This window comes from Bacteroides sp. MSK.18.37 (assembly GCF_019129155.2).
In the GTDB taxonomy this organism is placed as follows: Bacteria; Bacteroidota; Bacteroidia; order Bacteroidales; family Bacteroidaceae; genus Bacteroides; species Bacteroides ovatus.
The window spans coordinates 3,153,720-3,176,835 of sequence record NZ_JAHOIB020000001.1 but is presented as its reverse complement, the minus strand read 5'-3'; the positions used below and the strand labels follow the sequence as shown (position 1 = coordinate 3,176,835).

The following is a 23,116-nucleotide window of genomic DNA, read 5'->3' as shown; positions in this document are numbered from 1 at the left end:
ATTATGATCAAGATAGATTCAAAAATTCCAGAAGGCCCGGTGGCTGAGAAATGGACCAACTATAAAGCTCACCAGAAATTGGTGAACCCCGCTAATAAACGTCGTTTGGACATCATCGTTGTGGGTACGGGTCTGGCAGGTGCTTCTGCCGCTGCTTCACTTGGTGAAATGGGTTTCAGAGTATTCAATTTCTGTATTCAGGATTCTCCCCGTCGTGCACACTCTATCGCTGCACAGGGTGGTATCAACGCTGCAAAGAACTATCAAAATGATGGTGACTCGGTTTACCGTCTGTTCTACGATACTGTAAAAGGTGGCGACTATCGTGCCCGTGAAGCAAACGTATATCGTTTGGCTGAAGTGTCTAACGCTATCATCGACCAATGTGTAGCACAAGGTGTTCCTTTCGCTCGCGAATACGGTGGTACACTGGACAACCGTTCTTTCGGTGGCGCACAGGTATCCCGTACTTTCTACGCTAAAGGCCAGACTGGTCAGCAGTTGCTGCTGGGTGCTTACTCTGCATTGAGCCGTCAGGTAAACGTAGGTACTGTTAAACTGTATACCCGCTATGAAATGCAGGATGTTGTCATCGTTGACGGACGTGCCCGCGGTATCATCGCAAAAAATCTTGTAACAGGCGAATTGGAACGTTTCGCTGCTCACGCTGTAGTAATCGCTACTGGTGGCTATGGTAACGCTTACTTCCTGTCTACTAACGCTATGGGTTGTAACTGTACAGCTGCTATCTCTTGCTACCGCAAGGGTGCTGTATTCGCTAACCCTGCTTACGTTCAGATTCACCCGACTTGTATTCCGGTACATGGCGACAAGCAGTCTAAGCTGACTTTGATGTCTGAATCTCTCCGTAACGACGGTCGTATCTGGGTTCCGAAGAAAAAAGAAGATGCTGTGAAACTTCAGAAAGGCGAAATCAAAGGAAGTGATATTCCTGAAGAAGACCGCGACTATTACTTGGAACGCCGCTATCCGGCATTCGGTAACCTGGTTCCGCGTGACGTTGCCAGCCGTGCCGCTAAAGAACGTTGCGACGCTGGTTTCGGTGTAAACAACACAGGTTTGGCCGTATTCCTCGACTTCTCTGAAGCTATCAACCGTTTGGGTATCGACGTTGTTCTTCAACGTTATGGTAACCTCTTCGATATGTACGAAGAAATCACTGACGTTAATCCGGGCGAACTGGCTAAAGAAATCAGTGGTGTGAAATATTATAACCCGATGATGATTTATCCGGCTATCCACTATACAATGGGTGGTATCTGGGTAGACTACGAACTGCAAACCACTATCAAGGGTCTGTTCGCTATCGGTGAATGTAACTTCTCCGACCACGGTGCAAACCGCCTCGGTGCTTCTGCATTGATGCAAGGTTTGGCTGACGGTTACTTCGTATTGCCTTACACTATCCAAAACTATCTGGCAGACCAGATCACTGTTCCTCGTTTCTCTACCGATCTTCCTGAATTTGCTGAAGCTGAAAAAGCAGTTCAAGCTAAGATCGACAAGTTCATGAGCATCCAGGGTAAAGAATCTGTTGATTCTATCCACAAGAAACTGGGTCATGTCATGTGGGAATATGTAGGTATGGGACGTACGGCAGAAGGCCTGAAGAAAGGTATCGCCGAACTGAAAGAAATCCGCAAGGAATTCGAAACGAACTTGTTTATCCCCGGTTCTAAGGAAGGTATGAACGTAGAGCTTGACAAAGCAATCCGTCTGTACGACTTCATCACTATGGGTGAGCTTGTTGCTTACGATGCATTGAACCGTAACGAAAGTTGTGGTGGTCACTTCCGTGAAGAATACCAGACTGAAGAAGGAGAAGCAAAACGTGATGACGAAAACTTCTTCTATGTAGCATGCTGGGAATATCAAGGTGATGATGAAAAGGCTCCGGTATTGCACAAAGAACCGCTGGTATACGAAGCTATCAAGGTTCAGACTCGTAACTACAAGAGCTAATCGGTGAAGTTAAACATTTAAAAGAATTAGAAGAAAATGGATAAAAATATATCATTTACACTGAAGGTATGGCGCCAAGCTGGTCCGAAAGCTAAAGGTGCTTTTGAAACCTACCAAATGAAAGATATCCCCGGTGATACTTCCTTCCTCGAAATGCTGGATATTCTGAACGAACAGCTCATCAGCGAAAGAAAAGAACCGGTAGTATTCGATCATGACTGCCGCGAAGGTATCTGCGGTATGTGTTCTCTTTACATCAACGGACACCCGCACGGTCCTGCAACAGGTGCTACTACTTGCCAGATCTATATGCGTCGTTTCAACGACGGTGATACCATCACTGTTGAACCTTGGCGTTCGGCTGGTTTCCCTGTCATCAAAGACTTGATGGTAGACCGTACTGCATACGACAAGATTATGCAAGCTGGTGGTTATGTAAGCGTACGCACAGGTGCTCCGCAGGATGCTAACGCTATCCTGATCGCGAAACCTATCGCTGACGAAGCTATGGATGCTGCTTCTTGTATCGGTTGCGGTGCTTGTGTAGCTGCATGTAAGAATGGTTCTGCTATGTTGTTCGTTTCTGCAAAAGTCAGCCAGTTGAACTTGCTGCCGCAAGGTAAACCGGAAGCTTTGCGTCGTGCAAAAGCTATGTTGTCAAAGATGGATGAACTGGGATTCGGTAACTGTACAAACACTCGTGCTTGTGAAGCTGAATGTCCGAAAAATATTTCTATCAGCAACATCGCTCGCTTGAACCGCGACTTCATCATCGCAAAATTAAAAGACTAGAAATTGCTAGATTTCAATAGCGAGAGCTTAATTTGATTAATGACAGAATCCCCTGCCGGCTAGTCCGACAGGGGATTTCTTTATGTATGAGTAGATCACAATTATTATTAATACGGATCAGTAACATGAACTTTTAATTCATAAGTTTCACCGATTTCACCTTATAGCCAGAACTGTTATGAATGAGAGAATTACGGGTGAAAGCGAGGATTGAAATAAGGTAAAATCATTCGTTACCGCTTTCACCTGTCTTATTAAAATATCCCTTGAGCTAAAACAATTATCATTATAGCTAATCCGGATATGCTTATAGCAAATCCGCTTTCAGGTGTTAATGAGTGAACTGTGCGGATGTAATACTTTGGCCGACAGGTCTTAACACCTTAGTTCTCATGTGTTAATACTTGAGTTGTTGCATCTATATATCCAGCATCTTGGAGCTATATATCCAACACCTTGAAGCTATATATCCAACACTTTGGATCTATATGTCCAACAGTCGGTATGAATAAACTCAATAGGTGAAACCGGGAAGGTTCAGTTTCACCTGAATTTCTCCCTTGCTTTCACCCGCTGTTACCTTATTCATCGGCATTTAGAGAATTGGATGAAACCGGTGAACCGCAGTTATCTTACATAGTTGCATTTATGAAATGTCTTGCCTACGTAAATTACGTGGAGAGGCACCAAAAGATTTCTTGCAGAAATTAGAAAAATGGGGTAAAGATTCAAAACCATATTTATAGCATATCTCCGAGATGCTATATTCAGAGTTGTTCAAGTCGTCCAGAATGCCCTCTTTACGTCTCGCCAGCATCCATTCATAAACAGGTTCATGAAAGACGTTATTGAAGATACGACGGAATGTACTAAGAGTATATCCACCCAATTGTGCCAGTTCTTCCACTGTCTTTACTTTCTTATAGTTTTGAATAACGAAGTATTGGAAACTGTTTACATATTTAGAGAGTGGATGCACCAAGCTCGAAAGATCATAATCGGAATAATAGTATCCCAATACAAACGCCAATTCTTTTCGTTTCAGAGATAGCAAATCCCGACAGACTTTATCTCCTTTCAAATAAGTAATAGACCCATTGAGGAAATATTGCAGTTCAGGTATTATTTTAAGTGGAGTATAAATAAGTGGAGGAGATACCTCCTTCATGATATGATTGAAACGGAAATCACAAAACAGTTCGGGCTGGATAAAACGATAATAAATACACTCACATTCAGTCATAGCAAGCATCTCAAACATAGAACCAATAGCCTGAAGGATAAATTCACCTTCCTTAAGCATTGTCCCCGCATATTCCTTACTATTGACCAGTATTTCTCCCTTCATCAAAAAAAGGATAAGATTTTCTTCACACTTTTGAGCCGGTTTATGAAAACCACGCTGATAAATCACATGAGTAATGGCATTACTCACCGCTTTTGGACATATTTGACAATCCCAGGTTCCTTGACAAATAGATGACATACGTTTGCTGTGTTTGCACTTATTTTACGTTAGCAACAAAAGTATATGAAAGTTTTCATATTGCCATAAAAAAAGAGAGAAAAGTGAAAAAGAGGTTAGGTAAGAGAAAAAAGGTATCCACTACAAAAATGTAAGTAACATATAGAATTAAAATTCCCAGTCTTTTTCTGGAGAAACTAGGCTATATTTTCTATCATAATTCCAAAACACAAGAAGAACCGATGTAACATACAAATTACATCGGTTCCATAGATTTAATCTTGTGTTAGTCAACAGTTGGAGTTACAGGATCTTCAGCATCCCAACTAGTAACAGTTGCAGTGATACCAACTTCTTGAGCACCAATAGGCAATGTTAGTTTATATAGTATTTTCTTTCCAAACGCCCATGCAGCAGTACTTGTCAAAGATACTTCCTTACTATTTTCAGCAATCTTACTTCCATCTTTCTCTACGGTATATTCTATAGATATTTTTGCATCAGTAAGAGCTTGCGGTATTAACATCAACGCATTACCTGCTTTTACAGTTGTCTTATCATCTGAAAAAGCCCCAAGTTCATATGCATAAGAGACACTTGTCTCTGTACCTGCAGTCCAAGTCCCTGCGTTAACACCTGTATATGTAAATGTTCCACTTCCCTTAATTCCAGTCAATTCCACTTTAGATATAGTATAGGTATAACCAGCCTCTTTTGTCACCTCGATATTTACTTGAGTCAATGCATGTTTAAAAGTTAAAGAAACATCTGTTGCTGCTTCATTTTTCTTCTTTTGAGCATTTGCCACAGATGCAATCACTAAGTCCTTTTGAAGGGCAGCTGTATTTCCCACTGTATAAGTAAACTTAGGATATCCTTTATCAGTAGTACCATTCGGAGCTGTATATGTAACTCCGTCTTTTGGAGAGTATGCAAAGAATTGCAGATTTTCTGCAAGAGGCCAATAATATGGACCTCCAGATACCGTCCATTTAGAATCCGAACAAGTAGCAGAACCATTTATCCATGGTGTCGAAAGAGTCACCGTAGCACTCATCTCCTCTGCCTTCGTATTATACGCATAAACCTGAAAGCCAGAATTCTCTAAACCGTCTGTATCCAGTTCAGTAGCTCTAGTTACCGCCGTATTAAAATTAATTTCGGCCTTCTGTGAAGGGGCTTCAAACTCTTCATTCTGTGAGCAACCCGTAATTGCCAAAGCAGCTGTTACTGCCAATAAAATCTTCTTCATAACTGTATTTTTTTAAGTTTATAATATTGTTATATTTTGTTTATAGCATCTATTTCATTTCACGGGTAACTCAACATTATCTTCGGGTCCCCATCCATCAACATTGCCCCCCATTCCTCCACCTCCATCAGGATTCGGTGGTGTTTCCGGCTTATCAACTTCAATCTTATCATCAGGCGGTAACTCAATTTCCGGTGGTGGAGTTGGTTTTCCATCTTCCCCTGTTCCAGCATTTTCAAGTGTACCTATTATTTCAGTAACATCAATTGTTGCTTCCTGAACTGTATTATCTGTTTTGATAAATTTCAATATTAATATTATAGCATCTTTCTCACTAGAAGTTTCCCTCTCTGATATTGACATTCGCGTCGGCATTGTCATTTCCTTTACTTGTTTGAAAGCGGTGAAAGATGCCGTTACCTTATTGTCTCCCTTCTTTACCTCAAAGTAGATAGGTTGTGAGCTACACACTCCACGACCTTTGCCTATACAGTAACAATCGGATAATCCATCAATGCTCCCTACCACTGTTGCAACATACTCCAAACCTTTAGCCTCTACTGCAAAAGAATATTTCTTCACCACAGATTCCATCTTCCAGTCTAAATGAAGCACTTCTTCACTCTTCTCTATTTTCAGCTCATCTATATTCAATACATACAACGAATCGGGTGACCAAACCATCTTTTCCATTCCTGCAATCCCCAAATCATTGCAATATTCTGTATAAGCTTCTATAGATTCATAGGACTCTTCTCCTCTAATTCGTATACGATCCGAGTTAAAGTTATAACCCATAGTTACTACTGAATACCGTCCCGGAGGAACTTTCATTTCTCCGCCTCGCACCGAAAGGTATTTATCTACTTTCCTGCCATCTCCGTTCTTCGGATAAAAAATCACCCGAACTCCCTCCGGCAGTTGATCTGTCACTCCATCCCAATCCAGCTTTATATCTACCCCACTTACGGGATAATCATCCAATATATCGCGACGGCTACATCCAGTTAGCATCAGTAGCGAGGACAAAAGCACAAGAAACCTGTATCTTGTATTCCGCATTGCGCCCTCCTATCTCTTTGTTGTTATCAGCCATACCAAAGAAACTTTCGCCTTGGTAGGACCAATAAAGTTATAACGCCCACTATTTATCCATATAATATCTCCCTCATAAGGAGTATATTTTTTATATTCTGTTGTCAAATACCCTATGCCAAGACTGAATTCAAGGGAAAAATGCCGTGCCAACTGCCGTACATATCCATAAGTCACTCCCGCAGCTCCGTAATACTTACCTTGATAGCCGTCGCCACGTAACTGAAAATCATATATCCCGCCTTCAGCATAAAGTCCGATAAACTGTCCGGTCAATCGGTCACGTCTCTGACGGTTTCCCAGCCAACAACGTCCTTCCATCCCTCCCGAAAGAAGCTGATAGCAGAAATCATGTTTGCTATTCAGCCACCACGGACATTTATATTCAGTATTCAAAGACCACCTCTTGCCTATCGGAATTTCCACTTCTATATTTGGCGCCAATGCCAAATCATATAACAGATTATTCTTCACTGCAAGTACAGTTTGGCTTTTCACCGGCCCTTCTGCCTCCGATATATCGACCTCACAGGCCTGTTTTTCTTCACTTTCTCCCACAGACTTATCAGGTTGATCTTTCGGAAGCGCCTCTTCCTGATTTGAAACAAACAACCCGGAGACAGAAGATACCGGTTCAAAAGCCTCTTTACTTAATTTCGGAGTTTCTCCAACAATCGTAATAACCGATCGCCGCAGCTCCGGAAAGATATTGTGAACAATGTATCGGTAAGCAATTCCCCGATTCAATTTCCGCAACAGTTGCTTCCGTTTATTGACATCATTCTTATGATAATCAATTAATATCAGCACTTCTTCCCGATCCGGCAAGTTGGAGTCGGATGCCACCAACTTACGAAACTCCGACCAATCCTCTCCCTCTGAAAAAAAATGAATCTTATCAACACTAACATCCGAATTATACCGTTGCAAGAATTCCTTTATCGAATCATTTCTCCGGGCAACCAAACTTTTATTATCAGACTCGTTGCCATCAGGAGAAACAAAAGTTTCCACATTTAGCGCAGTTATATATTTCGTATTCAAATTCCCGGGAAACAAAGAATCCAAAGCTGCAATCACTTGATTATTACCTTTATAACAAGGATTCACTCCCGCATCATTCGCATCAAAATATATCACTACCCGCCGGATTGTATCATTCGCAACAGCGAAAAATGGAATCGAAGCATACCCACTTTCTGGAAGGCTTAATAAAGCCATAAGAATAGTCAATATATAGATACCATGTTTCATTGTCGTTCGTTTCTGATGACAAATATAGAAGTTAGAAAACAAACCGAATCATACTTTTAGAACAAAAATCAAGACATGAAAGATTCTGTGAAACGATTGAAACGATTTTGCAAGTTTTGAGAGTTTAAGCTCAATAATAAACAGAAAAAATGTCCTTGGTAACTCATCTGCGTGATAACACCGTACTTCTGTTCCGCCTGCAAACAGTTCACATTCATAGGAAGTTCTGACAAGCGGCTTTTCCACATACACATGGATACCAAGCTTCATCGCCTCTATACAAATCGGAAAATAACTATGATCGGGAGTCGCCAGGAATTTTCTACGAGATATTTTATCCCCACCCAAAAATTTCATTAAAGAAATCATGTATCAAAGTAGGTTTATGAATAGATCACATTTCTATAAGGAGTTTACAAAGCGGATGGGAGTGGTACCTAAAGACTACCGTTTGGCATAATAAAAATTAGATATAGATTGCATCTTTCTCTATATGATTGCGAAATAAACTACGCATAATTGCGGTTAAAGACACGACATCCACTTTTGCATTAAAACGCTCTTCTAATGACTCTTTTATTTCCATTCGAATAAAATAATCCGGATCTTGAAGCTTTACACAAATATCAATATCACTATCCTCTTTCTGCTCACCACGAGCCACAGAACCAAAAAGTCCCAACTTTTCAATTCCATATCTCTCCCCAAATTCTTCCTTAAAATTCCGGAGAATAGCGATTATTTCATCTTTTGTTTTCAATTGACACTATTGTTATAATGCAAATATTAAAATTTATATTGGAATTAGCAAGTTCTTAATCATATTTTGTAGTATCACTAATTAAAAAAAGATGCACAGGTCATCGAATTTTCATCGATCCCCTGTACACCTACTACTCTAAATTCTACTTCAAAACATAAATAGCCTAATTATGCTGCCGAATCCATTATTAACAACCATGTTAGTTTTATCCATCAAAAGTACAGAACATAATTACGTAAATAGTTCAGAAGTGCCCAGAACGCCATCATCATTGCCAATACAAACAAAACGACAAGTCCGATTGCCAAAGCAATCCAATGTTGTGAATGATCATCAGAATATTCTTTATGACCATCATTAAACTTGTATATTGTCCGCACTGTCTGCGCTCCTGCCAATAACCCGAACACTCCGGCAAAAATACCATTATGAATGTTTCCACCGCCACGAAGTGCCCGCTTATCAATTAAGAATTGAGGCGTCCTGCTCGCTACCACATACAAACCGGTAGCTATTAAAGTAGAAAACATCATACCGACTCCCATCATCCAATACATCAAGATACCCACAATGACACCTAACCAGATTAATTTCTTGGAACCATCAAAATGACGTTCTTCACCACTATTAATCACATCAGTCAATGAGTTTAAGCGTTCTATGACATCAGCATCAGTAGGACACATACCGATAACCTGATCAATCAAAAGAACAGATTTCTTAATTTGCTTCATCTTTGTCGGCTTTCTGAATTCATCATCATCTGTTTTTTCAATCACCGTCCAAGTAGCGAATGCCTCATCCATCAGCTTCCATGCCTCCGTTATCTCGTCATCCGTCATTTTCTCCGGCATTCCGGCTGCAAGGCGTTTATTCAACATTCCTTCTACCGTAAAAACCTCTTTATAACGTGCGCCCTTATACCATACAAAAAACATATGCCCCACAATAAATAAAACAACGGCAATAGACAAAACCAGTTGGACAACAGCCAATATCTTTACTCCCAAAGGAACTCCGTCATCCGCCGCAGCATCAGCTATTGCATCAGCTCCACTACCGCTTTTTACAAGTGTCAATCCATTAAAGGCAGCATCTTTTCCGCCTTTATCAAGTCCGGTAAACGACAACTTATCATCCTTATAAACGACTTTGCATTGACCGGAAATCCCGGCATCAACCTCCGGACGTCCGCCTACAAAAGAAAGAGTCAGTTCATTCCCGTTCATACTCTCGACGTAAAACTCATAAGTTGCCATCAAAGATTCCCTTCCACCGGGTTCCAGCATATTCACTTCCATAAATCCATTGCATCTGGCATTCTCATTATAAGGATTCAATTGCCAATTACCATCACAATTCAATGTGAACGCAACCTTTAAATCGCCTTCTTTATTTGCTCCTAGCCAGTCACCGCTAAAAACATCTTCCTGCGCAAATGCAGTCATCGAAATAACCATCATTACAATGGCACACAAATACTTTTTAATATTCTTCATAATATAATAAAATTAATATTTCAACACCTTGGCTGCCACGTTCTTAAATTGCGACATGGCAAGCCCGATAGAAGCTCCGATATAAGTAGGATCACAAATAATGTACTTCTTTCCGCTTACAGTTATATAATCTCCGTCAATGTTTTCATCAAAACAGACCGCTGTTGCCATGTGATTGGGATATTCCAACAATACAACATCAAGCCCCATAAGAGTACGTACCAAATAAGAGTATAACACAGCACGGTCTTCGCAATCGGAATAAGGATAGTAGAACAGCTCATCCACAAAGAAAGGCTTTTCATAACCAAACTGGTCACCATCTGTCTTATAATCAAAAGCTGTCTGCACGAAATTAATCAGTATATTAGCAGCTTCCGATTGTTTTTTCCCTTGTATGGCAGCTTGCAATGATGGAAGCACCGTCTGTTGTACTTCCTGACTGACAGGAGCTCCCACATAGACAGAAAAGTCACATTGCGGATAATCCTTATAGAAAGAAATAAGTCCCGAATTTACTTTCGAGCAGACTTTGACGGATGGATAAGCTTTCGCTTGCAACGTTTTCTCCACGTAAGTTCCTGAAAAGGGTTGAGGAGTAGTGATATTCATATTTACCGGGTTCTTCGCATTGGCGAAATCACGGTTGTAAGTGTAAATAGAATTAGTTTTATTCGGGGTAGTATCAAACCTGTAATAGTTTACTCCATTCAAAGTAATAAAACAGGTAGCATAAATCATGTTACCCGAAGCATAGAATAAAGTAAGGCGGTTATCCATACGCGCCACCTTAACCCTATATCCCGATTGAGAAAGGAGAAACATTTGCATAAGAGCTATTTCATCGGAATGAGTACTTCCACATAGTTCAGCAGCCACTTTCCTCGTCAACAGCAGATAACCATAGTCATTCAGGGCATTATCCTTTTTAAAAGCCAGACAGTCGTCTATCAAAGGCTGATAGTTGCTACGCGATAACGTCTCCCATCCGGCAGAAATATCTTTCTCTGCAATCCCTTTTAAAGTGAGCCGGTTCTTCAATGAAGCATTGACAACACAATCTTTACTGTAGAACGAAAACTCTACACCGGAAAGCGAGCGTTTGGCCGGAACAGTTTCTTCAGGCTTCACTTCCGGTTTTATTTCAGGGAGCACCGCAGAATCCTTTTCCGGTTCTACAGCCACATCTTTACCTCCCGGTATAACCGGAACCGGTGTTTTCCCTTTTGAAGGAGAAAATGTCGCACTTGGAGTCACTGTCGGAATGGGGAGTCGGGTCACCTCCCCTACTTTAACCTCTTGCGGTTTTGTTGCCGGCTTCTTACGGTCAAAGCTAACCGGTTTTACAGGCTCTGGTCTTTGAGGACGTACCACCGGCTTCTGCAAGTCATACTCTTTCCAGGTTTCTTTCAGAAATTCGGCAAATTCCTTATTCTGTTCGCTCACAAAATCATCAAACTCTTTGTGCTGCTGCTTCACAAAATCGTCAAACTCCTTCATGTCTTTATCTATTTGCGCAAAAAGACTAAACGGCAAACACAATGAAAAAACTACCATAGATAGTATTCGTATCCTATTTTTCCTCATTTCCTTATTATATTTTGTTGTTCTGTTATCTGCCAATCCACACACAGCTTATTATTCCGTATATCTTTGATAAAGGGGGAAATAGACAAGACAGCGACAACCTTCTCCCGATACAAACCACAACCGGAATCAGTGCCGCCATTGAAACGATCGTCTACCTGCTTGACATTTACATCAGAAAACGGATATAACAACAACGCCTTCACTAAAGAAGACATATAGGCATTCCAAAAGGCATTCCTCATATCCATCTTCTCCAGTCCGCCCTGACCTCCGAAACCAGCATCTTCATACCAACAGTCTTCTTGTAAAGAACAAATTTCAACTCCGTTCATATATGAAATTATTTGAGGAGACGACTGTGTTCCCTTAAGCTGAAACCATGACTGGTCTGATTGCTCCCTACAACTATCCGATTCCAACAATAAATTGAATTTCACCTCTTCTTCCTCAACCCTTTCTTTCGTAAACAAAAGCATCAACTCACTAATGGAATGATAAGAAAAATCGCAACTATCATTCGATGGAGTAAAAGATACCTCCAGAAATTTCTCTCCAAATATAGAAGTATATTCATGCTCAATCCGGTAGGAAACATGTTGAACGGGATGTTCGATCACTCCCAATACAAGCATTTTGTTTCTTTGGTCTTCGTATGTATTACTGGCAGTCTCCATGGTGGAAAAAACGTCCGAGAGAAGTCTCAATTGTACCCCTTGCTGCAATGAATACAGATAAGCCGCTCTTTGCAAAGCAAGCATCCTTGCAGCTTCGGATTTCATACAAGGATCAGATATACCAATTACCCGGCCTTTCCGTTGAGAAGCAAACACCCATTCCGGCAAAGTCTCCCGCTGTCCCGATCTCCAGTCATAAGATTGGTTATAAACTGTATCAACAGACATTGCCTGTGAAAACACATCAATACCGGGAGACAAAAGCAACTGGATAATAAAAATAACTACCCAATTATATCTTATATCCGACAAATTAAGTTTCATCATTCAATCTTCAAATAGTTGGGTAGTTATTAAAGAGATCATTACTATCCTCTGTGTTCTAAACAAGCTGATTATTGGGCGTTTTTACTCATTTCTTCTTCAAATACCTTTTTGAACTTTTCATATTCAAAGTCAATGCGCAATTTGTCATCATTCTTAATACGATTTGCCATAGCATTCATGATTTCCTCTCCTGCCAGTTCAAGAGAGACATATACTTTGTATTTACCATCAGGAGTCTTCATGGTTTTTTCACAAATTACACGCGTACCGCTCAATTCCTGTTCCACTACCGTACGGGTCAATGATTGATAACGACTTTTGCTTTCATCATTTTCACCTTGCTGATAAGAGGAAACATAACTATCGGTTACCGATTTCACTTTTGCATTGATAGCAGTAGCAATTTCAGCCCGGGCCTCCGTCATCGCTTTTTTCTTTGCAATAGACATATCCGTAGAAAGTCCCATCGAACTAGCTCTAAAATACTCTTTGTTCGTTTGAAATTCCGGTCCCGAACAAGGAACATTAATTTCTACGTCCTGTTGCACTGTCGGTTGCTGCACTGTTTGTGTTACAGGTTTTGAACTACCGCAACTTGTCATAACAGCAATGGTTAGCAATGCTGTTCCCAATAAATTAATTCTTTTCATTTCAAGTCTTTTTTAATGTTAATATATGATTCATTTCAAGCCTCTCAACTTCACTATATTATTTTTGAAATCCTTCAATTGCAGCAGTGCCACAGATTGCAACTTACTTACCTCAATAACCATCTCCGTAGGCAGATCAGGCACAATGAGCGCAGTGACTCTGCGGTCATTGAACTTAGAACCCAGTTTGACACTGACAATCGGAGATTCTTCACCTTTTTCGTTTATAACCGTCAGATTTCCACTATATAAGTCCACTTCGCAATCGTCAGCATTTGTATTCACAATCTTAAGATGTATCCTCGATTTGTCTCCTAAAGTTGCAAGTTTGTCAAATTCAACAAAGACACCATCCAACCATTCAACCCGAATTGCCTTTTGATTCTCTGGTTTGGCGGACTTAACCGGAACCAAAGGAGCAGGAATAACTTCCGGCACCACAACAGGGACAGATATAACCGGATCAGCTTCTTTTTCCGGTACGGAAGCACCGACTACCGGAACAGGAACATCCGGCAACATCTTCTGTCTTTCCGGAATCTTTCCGGTTCTGTCGAATGTTATTTTCTTCAATTCATGCGCAAACTCCCGATTCAACCGTTTTATCAATTCACGCGCCGCCATATTCTTGCCTTGAGAAGCGGACTTATTTTCTGGTACTAATGTCCGTTCATCATTAATAGAATAATTCAATAGGATTTGCCCCGTCCGGTTATTTTCTATTTTAATCCCCAACGTAGAAAAGAATTCGATGAAGTTGTACAGTTCACCCGGAACGGTATTGCCTTTACGACACTTATTATCCAATGTAACGATAATGTCGGCTTCAGAAGGAGATGCAACTACGTTAAAGAAATGATTGTTCAGCAAACTCTTCACAGTTCGTTCCACCGTCTCTATATCGCTCTGCGCACTTCTAACATAAGCAGAAGTCTGTGTCTGCGCCGTGTTGACAGTCAACGTTGCTCCGGGAAGAGAAGAAAGCATTTGTTTGAATAAAGCTGCATAACTTCCCTTCCGGAACAAGCTGAACACATCATCAATTAATGAAATTCCAATTTCCTGCTGTGCCTGTTTAGAAGTAATATTGCGCACATAAAGAGCGGCAACTCCCGATTCGTCGGTGGGAGACATGGAAGACAAATCTCCCGACCCGGAAACAAACTCGGCTTTCAACCGGATATTCCTTAACGGATTTCCATTACGGTAAACACCTATAGCAATAGGCTCCCTTATACCTTGAAACGGCGTGGCTGAAACGGTTGCCGGATTCAGAACAATCGTTATTCCATCAAATACTCCGGCCAAAGCCGCATATAGTTCAGTCGCCAGATTAATCGTCTTTCCTTCGTAAGAGCAGAACAATTCCTGATTAAGTACCGGGCGTATAGCCTCCATTCCATTCGAGAATAATTCAATGGCAGTCATTAAATCTCCCTGTTGTAAGGTAATGTGTCCCTTATACCAGAAATCGAAGCCGTTACGGATTGCCTTCTGACGACGTGCTGCCACCAAAGCCGCATAATCATCCTTATTCAGTTCATAATAAACCCAATACTCATTGTCACCTTGCCAGGAATCCACCAGACGAAAGTTCTCTATTTCCGCCCGGGCTTCTGTACGAATACTTTCTGCGAAGGTTTGTTTCACATTACCATCGTCCTCCAACGTATTCAACAAAGAATTGGCGGCAATCACCACTTGAATTTCAGATACAAGATCAGACAAAGCGTTTTGCTTTGCCTTTTGCTGATAATCTCCTTCCGATATTTCAGCCATTCCTATTCCGATGTAACTTAAACCACTAACAGGATGCTGTTTCACCCAGTCAGGACGGTTCGTTTGTTGACCGGAAAGCGGAAAGCAAAACCATGAAATCACAAGAATAAATAAAAACCAATGTTTCATACGTCCTTGATTTATTGAATAGTCAAATAGATGGTACTTCCATCCACTCTATGTTCACTATCTATTCCCGAATCATTCAGATAATTAACCAGATTATCCGCAAACGTGATGCAATCCATCGGCAAGCCGTCGCTGTCCTTTGCAGGAATCTGTATCGAATCAAATATCAGACTATCGTCCACAGCACCTTGAATATGGTAGCGTCCTCCCTGGGCATTTTTTCGTACCCAATTGCGTATATGCGCCGAAAGAGTAGTACTACCGTTTATCCGACTATTCATCGTATTGATAGCATTATCTGCGAGACTAACCCGAAGAACAACCGTATTCCCCTGTTGAACTTTCCGGGCAAACTCTTTCGAGATATCTTTCAGAAAACCATCCAGAACATCTTGTGCCGCATATGCGCATAACTTATCCACGTCCGTCGTCCTAAAGCGGTTCGTCCAGCTTTTCCGGCTAGCCAAATCTACTCCGGTAGCCGTTTCACGAGCAGTCATAATCAATGAGACTCTACTTCCCGAAGCTGCAGATATGTCTTTTTGTAAATCAACAATCACATAAACGTCCGCTCCCGAATTCATCAACAACTGCTTATCATTGGAATCAGCATTCTTACTTTCCCATTCGGAAGCACGCAAAGTTCCTGACTGTTTTCCCTCGGCAGCCACTGTCTTCACGCCAAGCTTAACAAATCCCTCCTTTACCGTACTTACGGCTATACGAAGATCAAAATCATTCTTCAGAATATCAGCGTATGAGCTTCGGTCATTGCTTTTATAGGGGACTACCATGATTGTCGGCAAAGCAATTGGTTGCCGGGTTTCCTCCATCGACATTTCTTCCTGGGGTCTCGTCATCAATTTGTTCCGTATCAAGTCTTTTTTAAGCGCACCTAATAAGATTTGAGCCGTTACTGTACCATTGTATAGCTTGGAAGATTGCCGTACCGGATCTCCTACCGTTTCATAGTTCTTCACAAAGAGCATATAACGTGAACTGAAAAACTGATTCATATAGTAAGAATCTTCTTTCCCGACGAGCGGCTGTCCGTTTTCCACTCCGTCAATGCCGTTGAGAAATATAGCATTAAAGATCGACTTCAATGCCATATTATATACATCTTTCTTTTTTTCGGCTGTTCCGGAAGCGGTGATAACGGCTATGTTATCATCTGCCTTCACACAAGTTACGTCATTGGAGTATGACTCCTGTGCCATGAAATGAATAGTGTATACAACTAGCAGGTTCAAAAGCAGTATTCGTAACTTCATCATAGTCCAAGTCCGCCTAAAAAGGTATTTTTTCGAGAAAGAATAATCAATTTCTTTTCTTCTTTCGATGCTTTCATTATCTCCTCACCGCCTTTGCTCACGGTACATAAAGAACGCGTTCCGCTCAATACTTCTTTCACATTCAAGCGTCCGACTTCTTTCAATGACAGTTCTCCGGCAATATCCATCTCTATGTAAACGATAAATTTCTGGCCTTTTTGTACCCCTCTCTTAGTTCCAAGATCGATATATACAGTTTGTGCTTTATCTTTTTTGGTACTCTCAATCTGTACAATCGTTCCTTTCATTTTGAAATACTCGTCAACAAAATCGTCCATGCTTATTACTACATAATCCAAAGTCTTAATGATTGCTTCATCAGGAGTATCGCCAATATTCCCGGTCAGCCCCTCGTGAGTGAATGTCTGGGTTCCTTTGAGTGTACCGTTAGAAGGGTCTACTATTTTCAACGTGTAAGAAACACTCCCCTGATAATAGGTCTTCCCTTTACTATCTGTTTTTTTAACTCCCTGCATACTGGTAATATTTCCCTGAATAAGATATTGGGCGCCTAACGTTGTCATGACCTCGCTTCTGCAAACGGCATCTCCCATAGCAGAAGCCTCTTGGCGTCTTTTCGCTTCAGTCTTCAATGCTTCATTAGAATCAACATCAATAAGTTCTACACGATCCATCTTCTGGATACCTTCTATTACTTTATTACGCAATGCTTCCGCCAAAATATTACTGATAGTACCGGGACGCGAGAAATAATCAATATAGACTCTTTCTTTACCGTTTTCATCGGTTTGTGCATAGCCTAACATTGGAATTAGGCAAATAGAGAACAATAGTAAAATCTTCTTCATGTCTGTTTATTATTTATTATTAATGCTATGTTTGTTTTTTAGTGCAATATTTCGCTCTTTTAATACAATATAGAATGTTCTTTTTTCAATAATGATTTACTGTTATGAATGATTGTGTTTTCTCTGACTGCAAAGTTAAGCACACATTAAGGTGTATTGTATACACAATATTTACTACAACCATCCGTTAAACGAATAGTTATCTCCAAATATCAACGAGAAAAGGGAAAAGAGTGGTATGTTCAATAAAACGAGGTCGTTTTCCCGTCTCCAAGCTATTTGCACTATCGCATTTTCCACAGTTCTCTCGAATAAGTATAAAATAGCATTTGTTATATCCACTAAAATTGTTACATTTGTCCAATAATAAATTGCTTCCCAATAACAAGATACATGGAAACAGATTTAAAGAAGATAGTAGGACATCGGCTGCAAATGCTTCGTATGGAAAAGAATCTTACACAAGAACAAATGGGAGAAAAGTTGAACTTATCAACAAGTGCCTATTGTAAGATTGAATATGGTGAAACTGACCTCACGTTAACCAGGCTGAATAAAATAGCAGAAGTACTGAATATGTCTGCATTGGAGCTATTTAATAAAATAGATGGAAATGTGTATGTCAATAATTCCGGTACTATCGGAACTAATATTGGAGTCGCTAAAGACTGTAGTAGCGTGCATATCGAAGCGGCAGATGATCTTCGTGAGCTAATAAAAGCAAACAGTCGGCTCCTTGACATGTTATATAAACGTATAGAGCTTTTAGAAAATAAAGTGCTCTTATAGTGATTATACGCCTAGAGAAATCTCTAAGACGATGTATCGCCTATCCTTCCGTCTTCCAGAATCAGGAGAGGAAAGGCATATCATTTTAGGAATGACACCGGAACAGGAATAGATATAGTTAACTATCAATAAAATACAAATAGAATATATGTCAATGCCAATACGATCAAATATAATCCGACTTCATCTTTTCAGTTAATCTTAGCATATACACTTTTTGTTGTTTATAACCATCAGGAGAACTATAATTTGACTATTTATAAATGATCAGTTTAGGTTTATGGCAAGAGTTGTAGTTGTCATCAAGTATTGCCCCATTTGAGAAAATGATGTGCTCATCCTTGAATGTACCATATCCTTCATGAGCATGACCGAACAAATGATAATGTGGCTTTACCTCGTAAATCTTGTTTCGAAGTAATGCATTTCCCCAGTGAATTCCTGCTGATTCATCAAGTATCATGATAGGAGGTTCATGAGTAATGAGCACGTCAACATCATTTGGTATCAAAGTCTCAGGATGGTTATATGCCAAACCAAAGAACTTAATACCATCAATCTCACATTCACAATCTTGAAGGAAGTATACATTGTTAGGCAAATCTTCAATGCCTTCAGCCTCCCAAAGGCAAAGGTCATGATTACCAGTTATGAAGATTTTGTGAGGATAGGGTAATTCGATGAACCAGTTGAGAAAGTTAAGCACTTCTTCCTCTGTGCCATTGTCTGTAAAATCGCCACAGTGTACAATGACATCAGCAGCTGGAAGATCGGTCAACTGCCGATGCTGATTATGCGTATCAGAAATTTGAAGTATTTTCATTTTACAGAAATATGAATGTCATGTATGTCAACATCACCTTCGTCGAATATAAAGTATGAAGAAATTCCACTAATGCTATCATATCGTGAGTTCTCATCTTTATGTATAGGTATGACTCCAATACGAGGATGAACAGTTTGACAGACTTCTTTTAATGTTTCAACATCAGCGTGTCCACTTGTGTGAACACCATCCATTGTTCCATCTAATATTCTATCGCCAAACAGATTACGGATATTTATAACATCGCTGTTTGTGTAGTCTTTACCCTCTTTTGCATAGCCACCCCACATAGAATATATCAACCACGGTTTTTCATCATTATATATATCGAGCATTCCCTTAAGCAAATAGCCACTGCTCATTCGAATTGGCATTAAGAACCCTTCCTTCTGTAGCTTGTTTCTAACATTGACAGTTCTATAATTGATTAGCTTGAAAGCATTAAACTGGAATAAATCAGATTTGCATCCTGCATATTTCGTGAATACATTAAGGACCCTATTTTGATACTCATCAACTAAGAATATACGTCCAGTCTTTTTACACGCCGCATGGAATGTTGCAAGCCGGTCAAGGTCAGTTGACGAACACAAGGCAAAGACATACTTGTGTTCACGCAATGCCTTTATAATATTCTTCTGTATTTCGCTCTCTGAAATCACACATTCTTGACTTCTTCCTAACATTGTTCCTTCTGTTATAAGTATGTCAACTTCTCCCACATTCTTCTTCAAAGTAGGAAAAAGACCTTTGCCAATATAGCCATGTCTGCGAAAATCTCCTGTGTGTAGTATCTTCTTTCCCTCACATTCTATCAAGAACATATATGCATCAAAAGCAGAATGACTAACAAAATAAGGAGTAACGAAAATCTTCCCTTTCTTACTGACATCAATACGTTTTGCCGCACAATAGGTTTCCATACGCTCTATTGCTTCAATCTGTTTGGAGTAATCTCCGTGCCCCCTCAAAGCGTCATATTTGCAGAGCATAACTTCTTTTGCTCCTACTCCTATATATTGAAGGACATTTGTTGGTATCAGATGGTGCAAACCAACATGATCACTATGATAATGTGTATAGAATACGGCATCAGCATTTCCTATGATTGATTTTACTTGTTCTTCTGTCAGTTCTTCTTTTTTGTAACCAGGAAGATTGCTACCGAAGTCTATAAGAATTTTACAATTCTCAGTCGATATTTCTGTAATACAACCACCTATCTGGTCAGCCCCACGATGAATAATAAGATTCATTCTGTTTCTAAGTCTTCTGATGCAAAGAGAGTACCCTCGGATGTGCATGTGTATGCTTTCATTTCCGGCAAAAATAAATCACGAATAAATCTATATCTTTCGCAGATTGTTTCAGATAGTCTATTGTCTTCTCCTACAATTACACACGGTATTATTCTTCCGGAAAGCTTTAATGGTATTTTATTTTTGTAATTGGAACCGATAAGTCCATAATCTATTTTTTGCTCGATCATTGCTTTTATTCGTTGGTACAACTTATCATCTTCTCTAGCTAATTTTTGAAACTGTAGATAGTAATATGAAGTTTGAATGGGCGACAATGCAGTCTTAGTAGGATCATTTTGTTTAAGTTCCATTATCAATATATCTCCATTAGTATTTAGACCAAGGAAGTCAAATTCACCATACTCAGGTTTTATTTCTTCAGGGAGTGTTCCATTGTACGTCTTTCTTAATTGTTCAATTTTCAATGTTTGTTGGTCTACGATTTCCTTATTCCATTCATCTTTTATGTCTTTTGTTTTAAAACCGATAACTAGTTCCTTGTCAAAAAGAATAAAATCATCAGTATCTTTAACTTCGAACGTATAACGACGTCCTATTAATGTCTGATAATATCCTTCATTGCAAACCTTTGTATCTTTATAGTATCTTTTGAATTTTTCCGTGGAAGCGATTTTCGCTAAATATGTGTCAAACTGATCCGGTGTTGGATTTCTAAAAAAATCTGGTTGCATTAATTCTTTGTAAGCCTCGGCTACATCACATATTTCATTAACTTTACCCGAATGACTACGAAAGGTTAGTATACGTCCAGTACCTCTATATATAGAAAACCAAGAACGATTAGTTTTAGGATCATTTCCAGTCTGGAAATCTAAACAATTATGTGATTTAACATAACTGATGATCCAAGGAAACCGCTCGTTTATTTGGGTTAGCAACTTTTCATCCATTTTCCTATCGTAATAGGTTGTTTTTATTGTGTAATTATTAACCATTTCCAATTTCTTCATTTAGAGTTTATAACTGTGTATATTGATCTCTGCTAAGACTCTGCACGCCATTATTTTCCTATTTATATCTATTTATGGCAGCAAAAAGTCTTTTTCTAATTTCTTCACGCAGCCCTATTGGCTCCATAACTTCGATCTTTTCACCCATAGCAAGTAACTGACTTGTTAGCTCTGGAGTTAAGCAAAGTTGGTATTCAAAGTCGCTGTACTCTTTGTGTTCTGTTTTTATCTCTTGTTGAGAGAAATGCAGTGGCAGAGAACGCATATACTCTACATGAACACCGAATACCCGAACAACTACTTTCTGTGGCTTCAATTTGTCATTGACAAATATGCCAACTGTATGAGCATAATATTCTTCTGCATCAAAATCATTGGGGAGTATAAATGAGTCATCTGTCAATTCCATTTCCAAAATACGATCAAGGGCAATATTCCTTATTCCCTCCTGCTCTTTGAGATAGCCGACTACATACCAACGCTGATGGTAAACCTTCATAGCGTATGGCTGCAAGTGAAATATTGACTGATGACCATTGAAAGGTTTATAATCAATCTTCAGTTCCTTTTTTCGTTGCATTGCATCTATGACTGTTTGGAGATATTCAGTTCCTTCAGGAATTTCCTCAAACAAAATTCGATCTTTCATGTTGCGCCCTGCTTCTATCATATTAGACACAGTGAAGGAGTTAAGCAACCACTGACGAGTCTTGTCATTTTTCAGTTGACTGGAAGAAGAAATATAATACTCATAGCTGGATGTATCACATTCGACCTCTACACCAAAAAGTTCTGCAATAGCTTCTCTATGCATGTGGAATGTACGTAATGCAAGCGGTCTACCATCACCGAGACAACTATCTTTCCATCGACAGCTTATCTCCTCAAAAATTAATCTGCGATGCTGAAGCAGCGTGTTGAGCAACCAGATATAGCGGTTAAAGGTTTTACTTATCATTTTCTAAACTTCCGTGATTTTCAAAATATTATTACTATTTTCTATTATTCAATTGCTTAACCCCTTTTTGTATATCTCATCTAATTGTTTTTCCTACTTTAGATATCTTGATAGCATGTTTTATAGGGTAGAATTCATAATCTTATTTAGTACAAAGTTAACTTTTTTGTATGCAAAAAAACTGCATACCACCTAAATATATTAATTTATAGCAATTTTTTTTATGTGTGCAACGTTTCTGCATACTTCACCATTATTTTTGCACACTCATTTTAACATTCTATTCGTCATGGCATACAAAAAAAATCCAAAGAAAAAAGATGCTCTCAGTATAAAGAGAGCTGTAGAATCTCTGCGTTTCCAAATTGATTGGGGTTTAAAACTACTTGGCGCAGAGAAAGGAGATCTATTTCATCAATTAGCAAAAGTAGAGGTTGATTTCATCTCAGAGCTCAACCTCACCCAAGATATTCTTGCTATCAAGAGCCTCGTGGATGGAGTGAAACAGAATTTACAGATAGAGCCCACACCTGAAAGTGGAGACTTCACCCATAGTGTCGTTGCTCTCGCTCTTGGCATTGCCTCAATTAGCCACCTTAGCAACATAAGTTTACCAGAGTCATGGAGAGACCAGATAGAGAAAAAACTACTTACAATCTACTATCCGGAAAAGCTGCGTAACAAAGTCGTAGATTGGGCAAAAGCGAACGGTTACAGCACCTCCAGCTACCTTGGCCGTCCAATCGTGAAATTCAAGCAGTTGTACTTAATTATAGAAAGAACAAAATAAGTCCGCTTTTTTTGCTCTGACCATCGCATTTTTTACAAAATACGCTCATTCCATATTAAACATTCCATTCTACTACCGATAAATAT

The 23,116-nt window shown here is 39.7% G+C and carries 20 protein-coding genes; 4 read left to right on the top strand and 16 right to left on the bottom strand.

The window, feature by feature from the left end:
* Positions 1–3 precede the first annotated feature (3 nt).
* A complete protein-coding gene (locus tag KSX81_RS12705; RefSeq protein WP_004298483.1) occupies positions 4–1,983 on the top strand; it encodes a fumarate reductase/succinate dehydrogenase flavoprotein subunit in 1,980 nt (659 codons plus the stop codon).
* A 36-nt stretch (positions 1,984–2,019) separates the two neighbouring features.
* The gene (locus KSX81_RS12700; RefSeq protein WP_004298485.1) at positions 2,020–2,775 is read left to right on the top strand and encodes a succinate dehydrogenase/fumarate reductase iron-sulfur subunit; all 756 of its coding nucleotides are present in this window, start codon (positions 2,020–2,022) and stop codon (positions 2,773–2,775) included.
* Positions 2,776–3,421: 646 nt separating this feature from the next.
* Here KSX81_RS12700 and KSX81_RS12695 read toward each other — a convergent pair.
* The 12 genes from KSX81_RS12695 to KSX81_RS12640 all read right to left on the bottom strand — a co-directional run bounded on the left by KSX81_RS12695 (position 3,422) and on the right by KSX81_RS12640 (position 17,395).
* The gene (locus KSX81_RS12695; RefSeq protein WP_115483927.1) at positions 3,422–4,261 is read right to left on the bottom strand and encodes a helix-turn-helix domain-containing protein; all 840 of its coding nucleotides are present in this window, start codon (positions 4,259–4,261) and stop codon (positions 3,422–3,424) included.
* Between the two features lie 265 nt (positions 4,262–4,526).
* The gene (locus KSX81_RS12690; protein WP_115483926.1) at positions 4,527–5,492 is read right to left on the bottom strand and encodes a fimbrillin family protein; all 966 of its coding nucleotides are present in this window, start codon (positions 5,490–5,492) and stop codon (positions 4,527–4,529) included.
* Positions 5,493–5,546: 54 nt separating this feature from the next.
* Positions 5,547–6,506, bottom strand: coding sequence for a DUF5119 domain-containing protein (locus KSX81_RS12685; RefSeq protein WP_015531842.1), 960 nt, complete (start codon positions 6,504–6,506; stop codon positions 5,547–5,549).
* A gap of 57 nt (positions 6,507–6,563) precedes the next feature.
* Positions 6,564–7,841: a DUF3575 domain-containing protein gene (locus KSX81_RS12680; protein ID WP_118418268.1), complete on the bottom strand. Its 1,278-nt coding sequence runs from the start codon at positions 7,839–7,841 to the stop codon at positions 6,564–6,566.
* Positions 7,842–8,307: 466 nt separating this feature from the next.
* Positions 8,308–8,601 carry a nucleotidyltransferase family protein gene (locus tag KSX81_RS12675; RefSeq protein ID WP_115483924.1) on the bottom strand — a complete coding sequence of 98 codons (294 nt, stop codon included), beginning with the start codon at positions 8,599–8,601 and terminating at the stop codon, positions 8,308–8,310.
* 215 nt (positions 8,602–8,816) lie between these two features.
* A complete protein-coding gene (locus KSX81_RS12670; protein ID WP_115483923.1) occupies positions 8,817–10,103 on the bottom strand; it encodes a hypothetical protein in 1,287 nt (428 codons plus the stop codon).
* Between the two features lie 12 nt (positions 10,104–10,115).
* Positions 10,116–11,690, bottom strand: coding sequence for a hypothetical protein (locus tag KSX81_RS12665; protein WP_217725461.1), 1,575 nt, complete (start codon positions 11,688–11,690; stop codon positions 10,116–10,118).
* On the bottom strand, positions 11,687–12,694 hold the full coding sequence (locus KSX81_RS12660) for a hypothetical protein (RefSeq protein WP_118418265.1): 1,008 nt from the start codon (positions 12,692–12,694) through the stop codon (positions 11,687–11,689). Before KSX81_RS12660 ends, KSX81_RS12665 begins: the two co-directional genes overlap by 4 nt.
* A gap of 68 nt (positions 12,695–12,762) precedes the next feature.
* Positions 12,763–13,344: an LPP20 family lipoprotein gene (locus KSX81_RS12655; protein ID WP_115483920.1), complete on the bottom strand. Its 582-nt coding sequence runs from the start codon at positions 13,342–13,344 to the stop codon at positions 12,763–12,765.
* A gap of 30 nt (positions 13,345–13,374) precedes the next feature.
* Positions 13,375–15,252 carry an LPP20 family lipoprotein gene (locus tag KSX81_RS12650; RefSeq protein WP_217725460.1) on the bottom strand — a complete coding sequence of 626 codons (1,878 nt, stop codon included), beginning with the start codon at positions 15,250–15,252 and terminating at the stop codon, positions 13,375–13,377.
* A gap of 11 nt (positions 15,253–15,263) precedes the next feature.
* The gene (locus KSX81_RS12645; RefSeq protein ID WP_217725459.1) at positions 15,264–16,529 is read right to left on the bottom strand and encodes a DUF6175 family protein; all 1,266 of its coding nucleotides are present in this window, start codon (positions 16,527–16,529) and stop codon (positions 15,264–15,266) included.
* The gene (locus KSX81_RS12640) at positions 16,526–17,395 is read right to left on the bottom strand and encodes a hypothetical protein (RefSeq protein ID WP_004298503.1); all 870 of its coding nucleotides are present in this window, start codon (positions 17,393–17,395) and stop codon (positions 16,526–16,528) included. Before KSX81_RS12640 ends, KSX81_RS12645 begins: the two co-directional genes overlap by 4 nt.
* A gap of 393 nt (positions 17,396–17,788) precedes the next feature.
* On the opposite strand from KSX81_RS12640, the gene KSX81_RS12635 reads away from it, so the two are divergent.
* Positions 17,789–18,184: a helix-turn-helix domain-containing protein gene (locus tag KSX81_RS12635; protein ID WP_004298505.1), complete on the top strand. Its 396-nt coding sequence runs from the start codon at positions 17,789–17,791 to the stop codon at positions 18,182–18,184.
* 253 nt (positions 18,185–18,437) lie between these two features.
* On the opposite strand, the gene KSX81_RS12630 is transcribed toward KSX81_RS12635, so the two are convergent.
* From KSX81_RS12630 to KSX81_RS12615, 4 genes are read right to left on the bottom strand one after another with little or no spacing between them, the layout of a single operon-like run.
* A complete protein-coding gene (locus KSX81_RS12630) occupies positions 18,438–19,007 on the bottom strand; it encodes a metallophosphatase domain-containing protein (RefSeq protein ID WP_195645662.1) in 570 nt (189 codons plus the stop codon).
* The gene (locus tag KSX81_RS12625; protein WP_217725458.1) at positions 19,004–20,266 is read right to left on the bottom strand and encodes an MBL fold metallo-hydrolase; all 1,263 of its coding nucleotides are present in this window, start codon (positions 20,264–20,266) and stop codon (positions 19,004–19,006) included. The genes KSX81_RS12630 and KSX81_RS12625 overlap by 4 nt, the downstream gene beginning before the upstream one ends.
* On the bottom strand, positions 20,263–21,282 hold the full coding sequence (locus KSX81_RS12620; protein ID WP_175353276.1) for a hypothetical protein: 1,020 nt from the start codon (positions 21,280–21,282) through the stop codon (positions 20,263–20,265). The genes KSX81_RS12625 and KSX81_RS12620 overlap by 4 nt, the downstream gene beginning before the upstream one ends.
* A gap of 58 nt (positions 21,283–21,340) precedes the next feature.
* On the bottom strand, positions 21,341–22,240 hold the full coding sequence (locus KSX81_RS12615; protein ID WP_217725457.1) for a helix-turn-helix transcriptional regulator: 900 nt from the start codon (positions 22,238–22,240) through the stop codon (positions 21,341–21,343).
* Between the two features lie 289 nt (positions 22,241–22,529).
* Here KSX81_RS12615 and KSX81_RS12610 point away from each other — a divergent pair, with 289 nt between their 5' ends.
* Positions 22,530–23,030: a hypothetical protein gene (locus tag KSX81_RS12610; RefSeq protein ID WP_099147335.1), complete on the top strand. Its 501-nt coding sequence runs from the start codon at positions 22,530–22,532 to the stop codon at positions 23,028–23,030.
* Positions 23,031–23,116 lie beyond the last annotated feature (86 nt).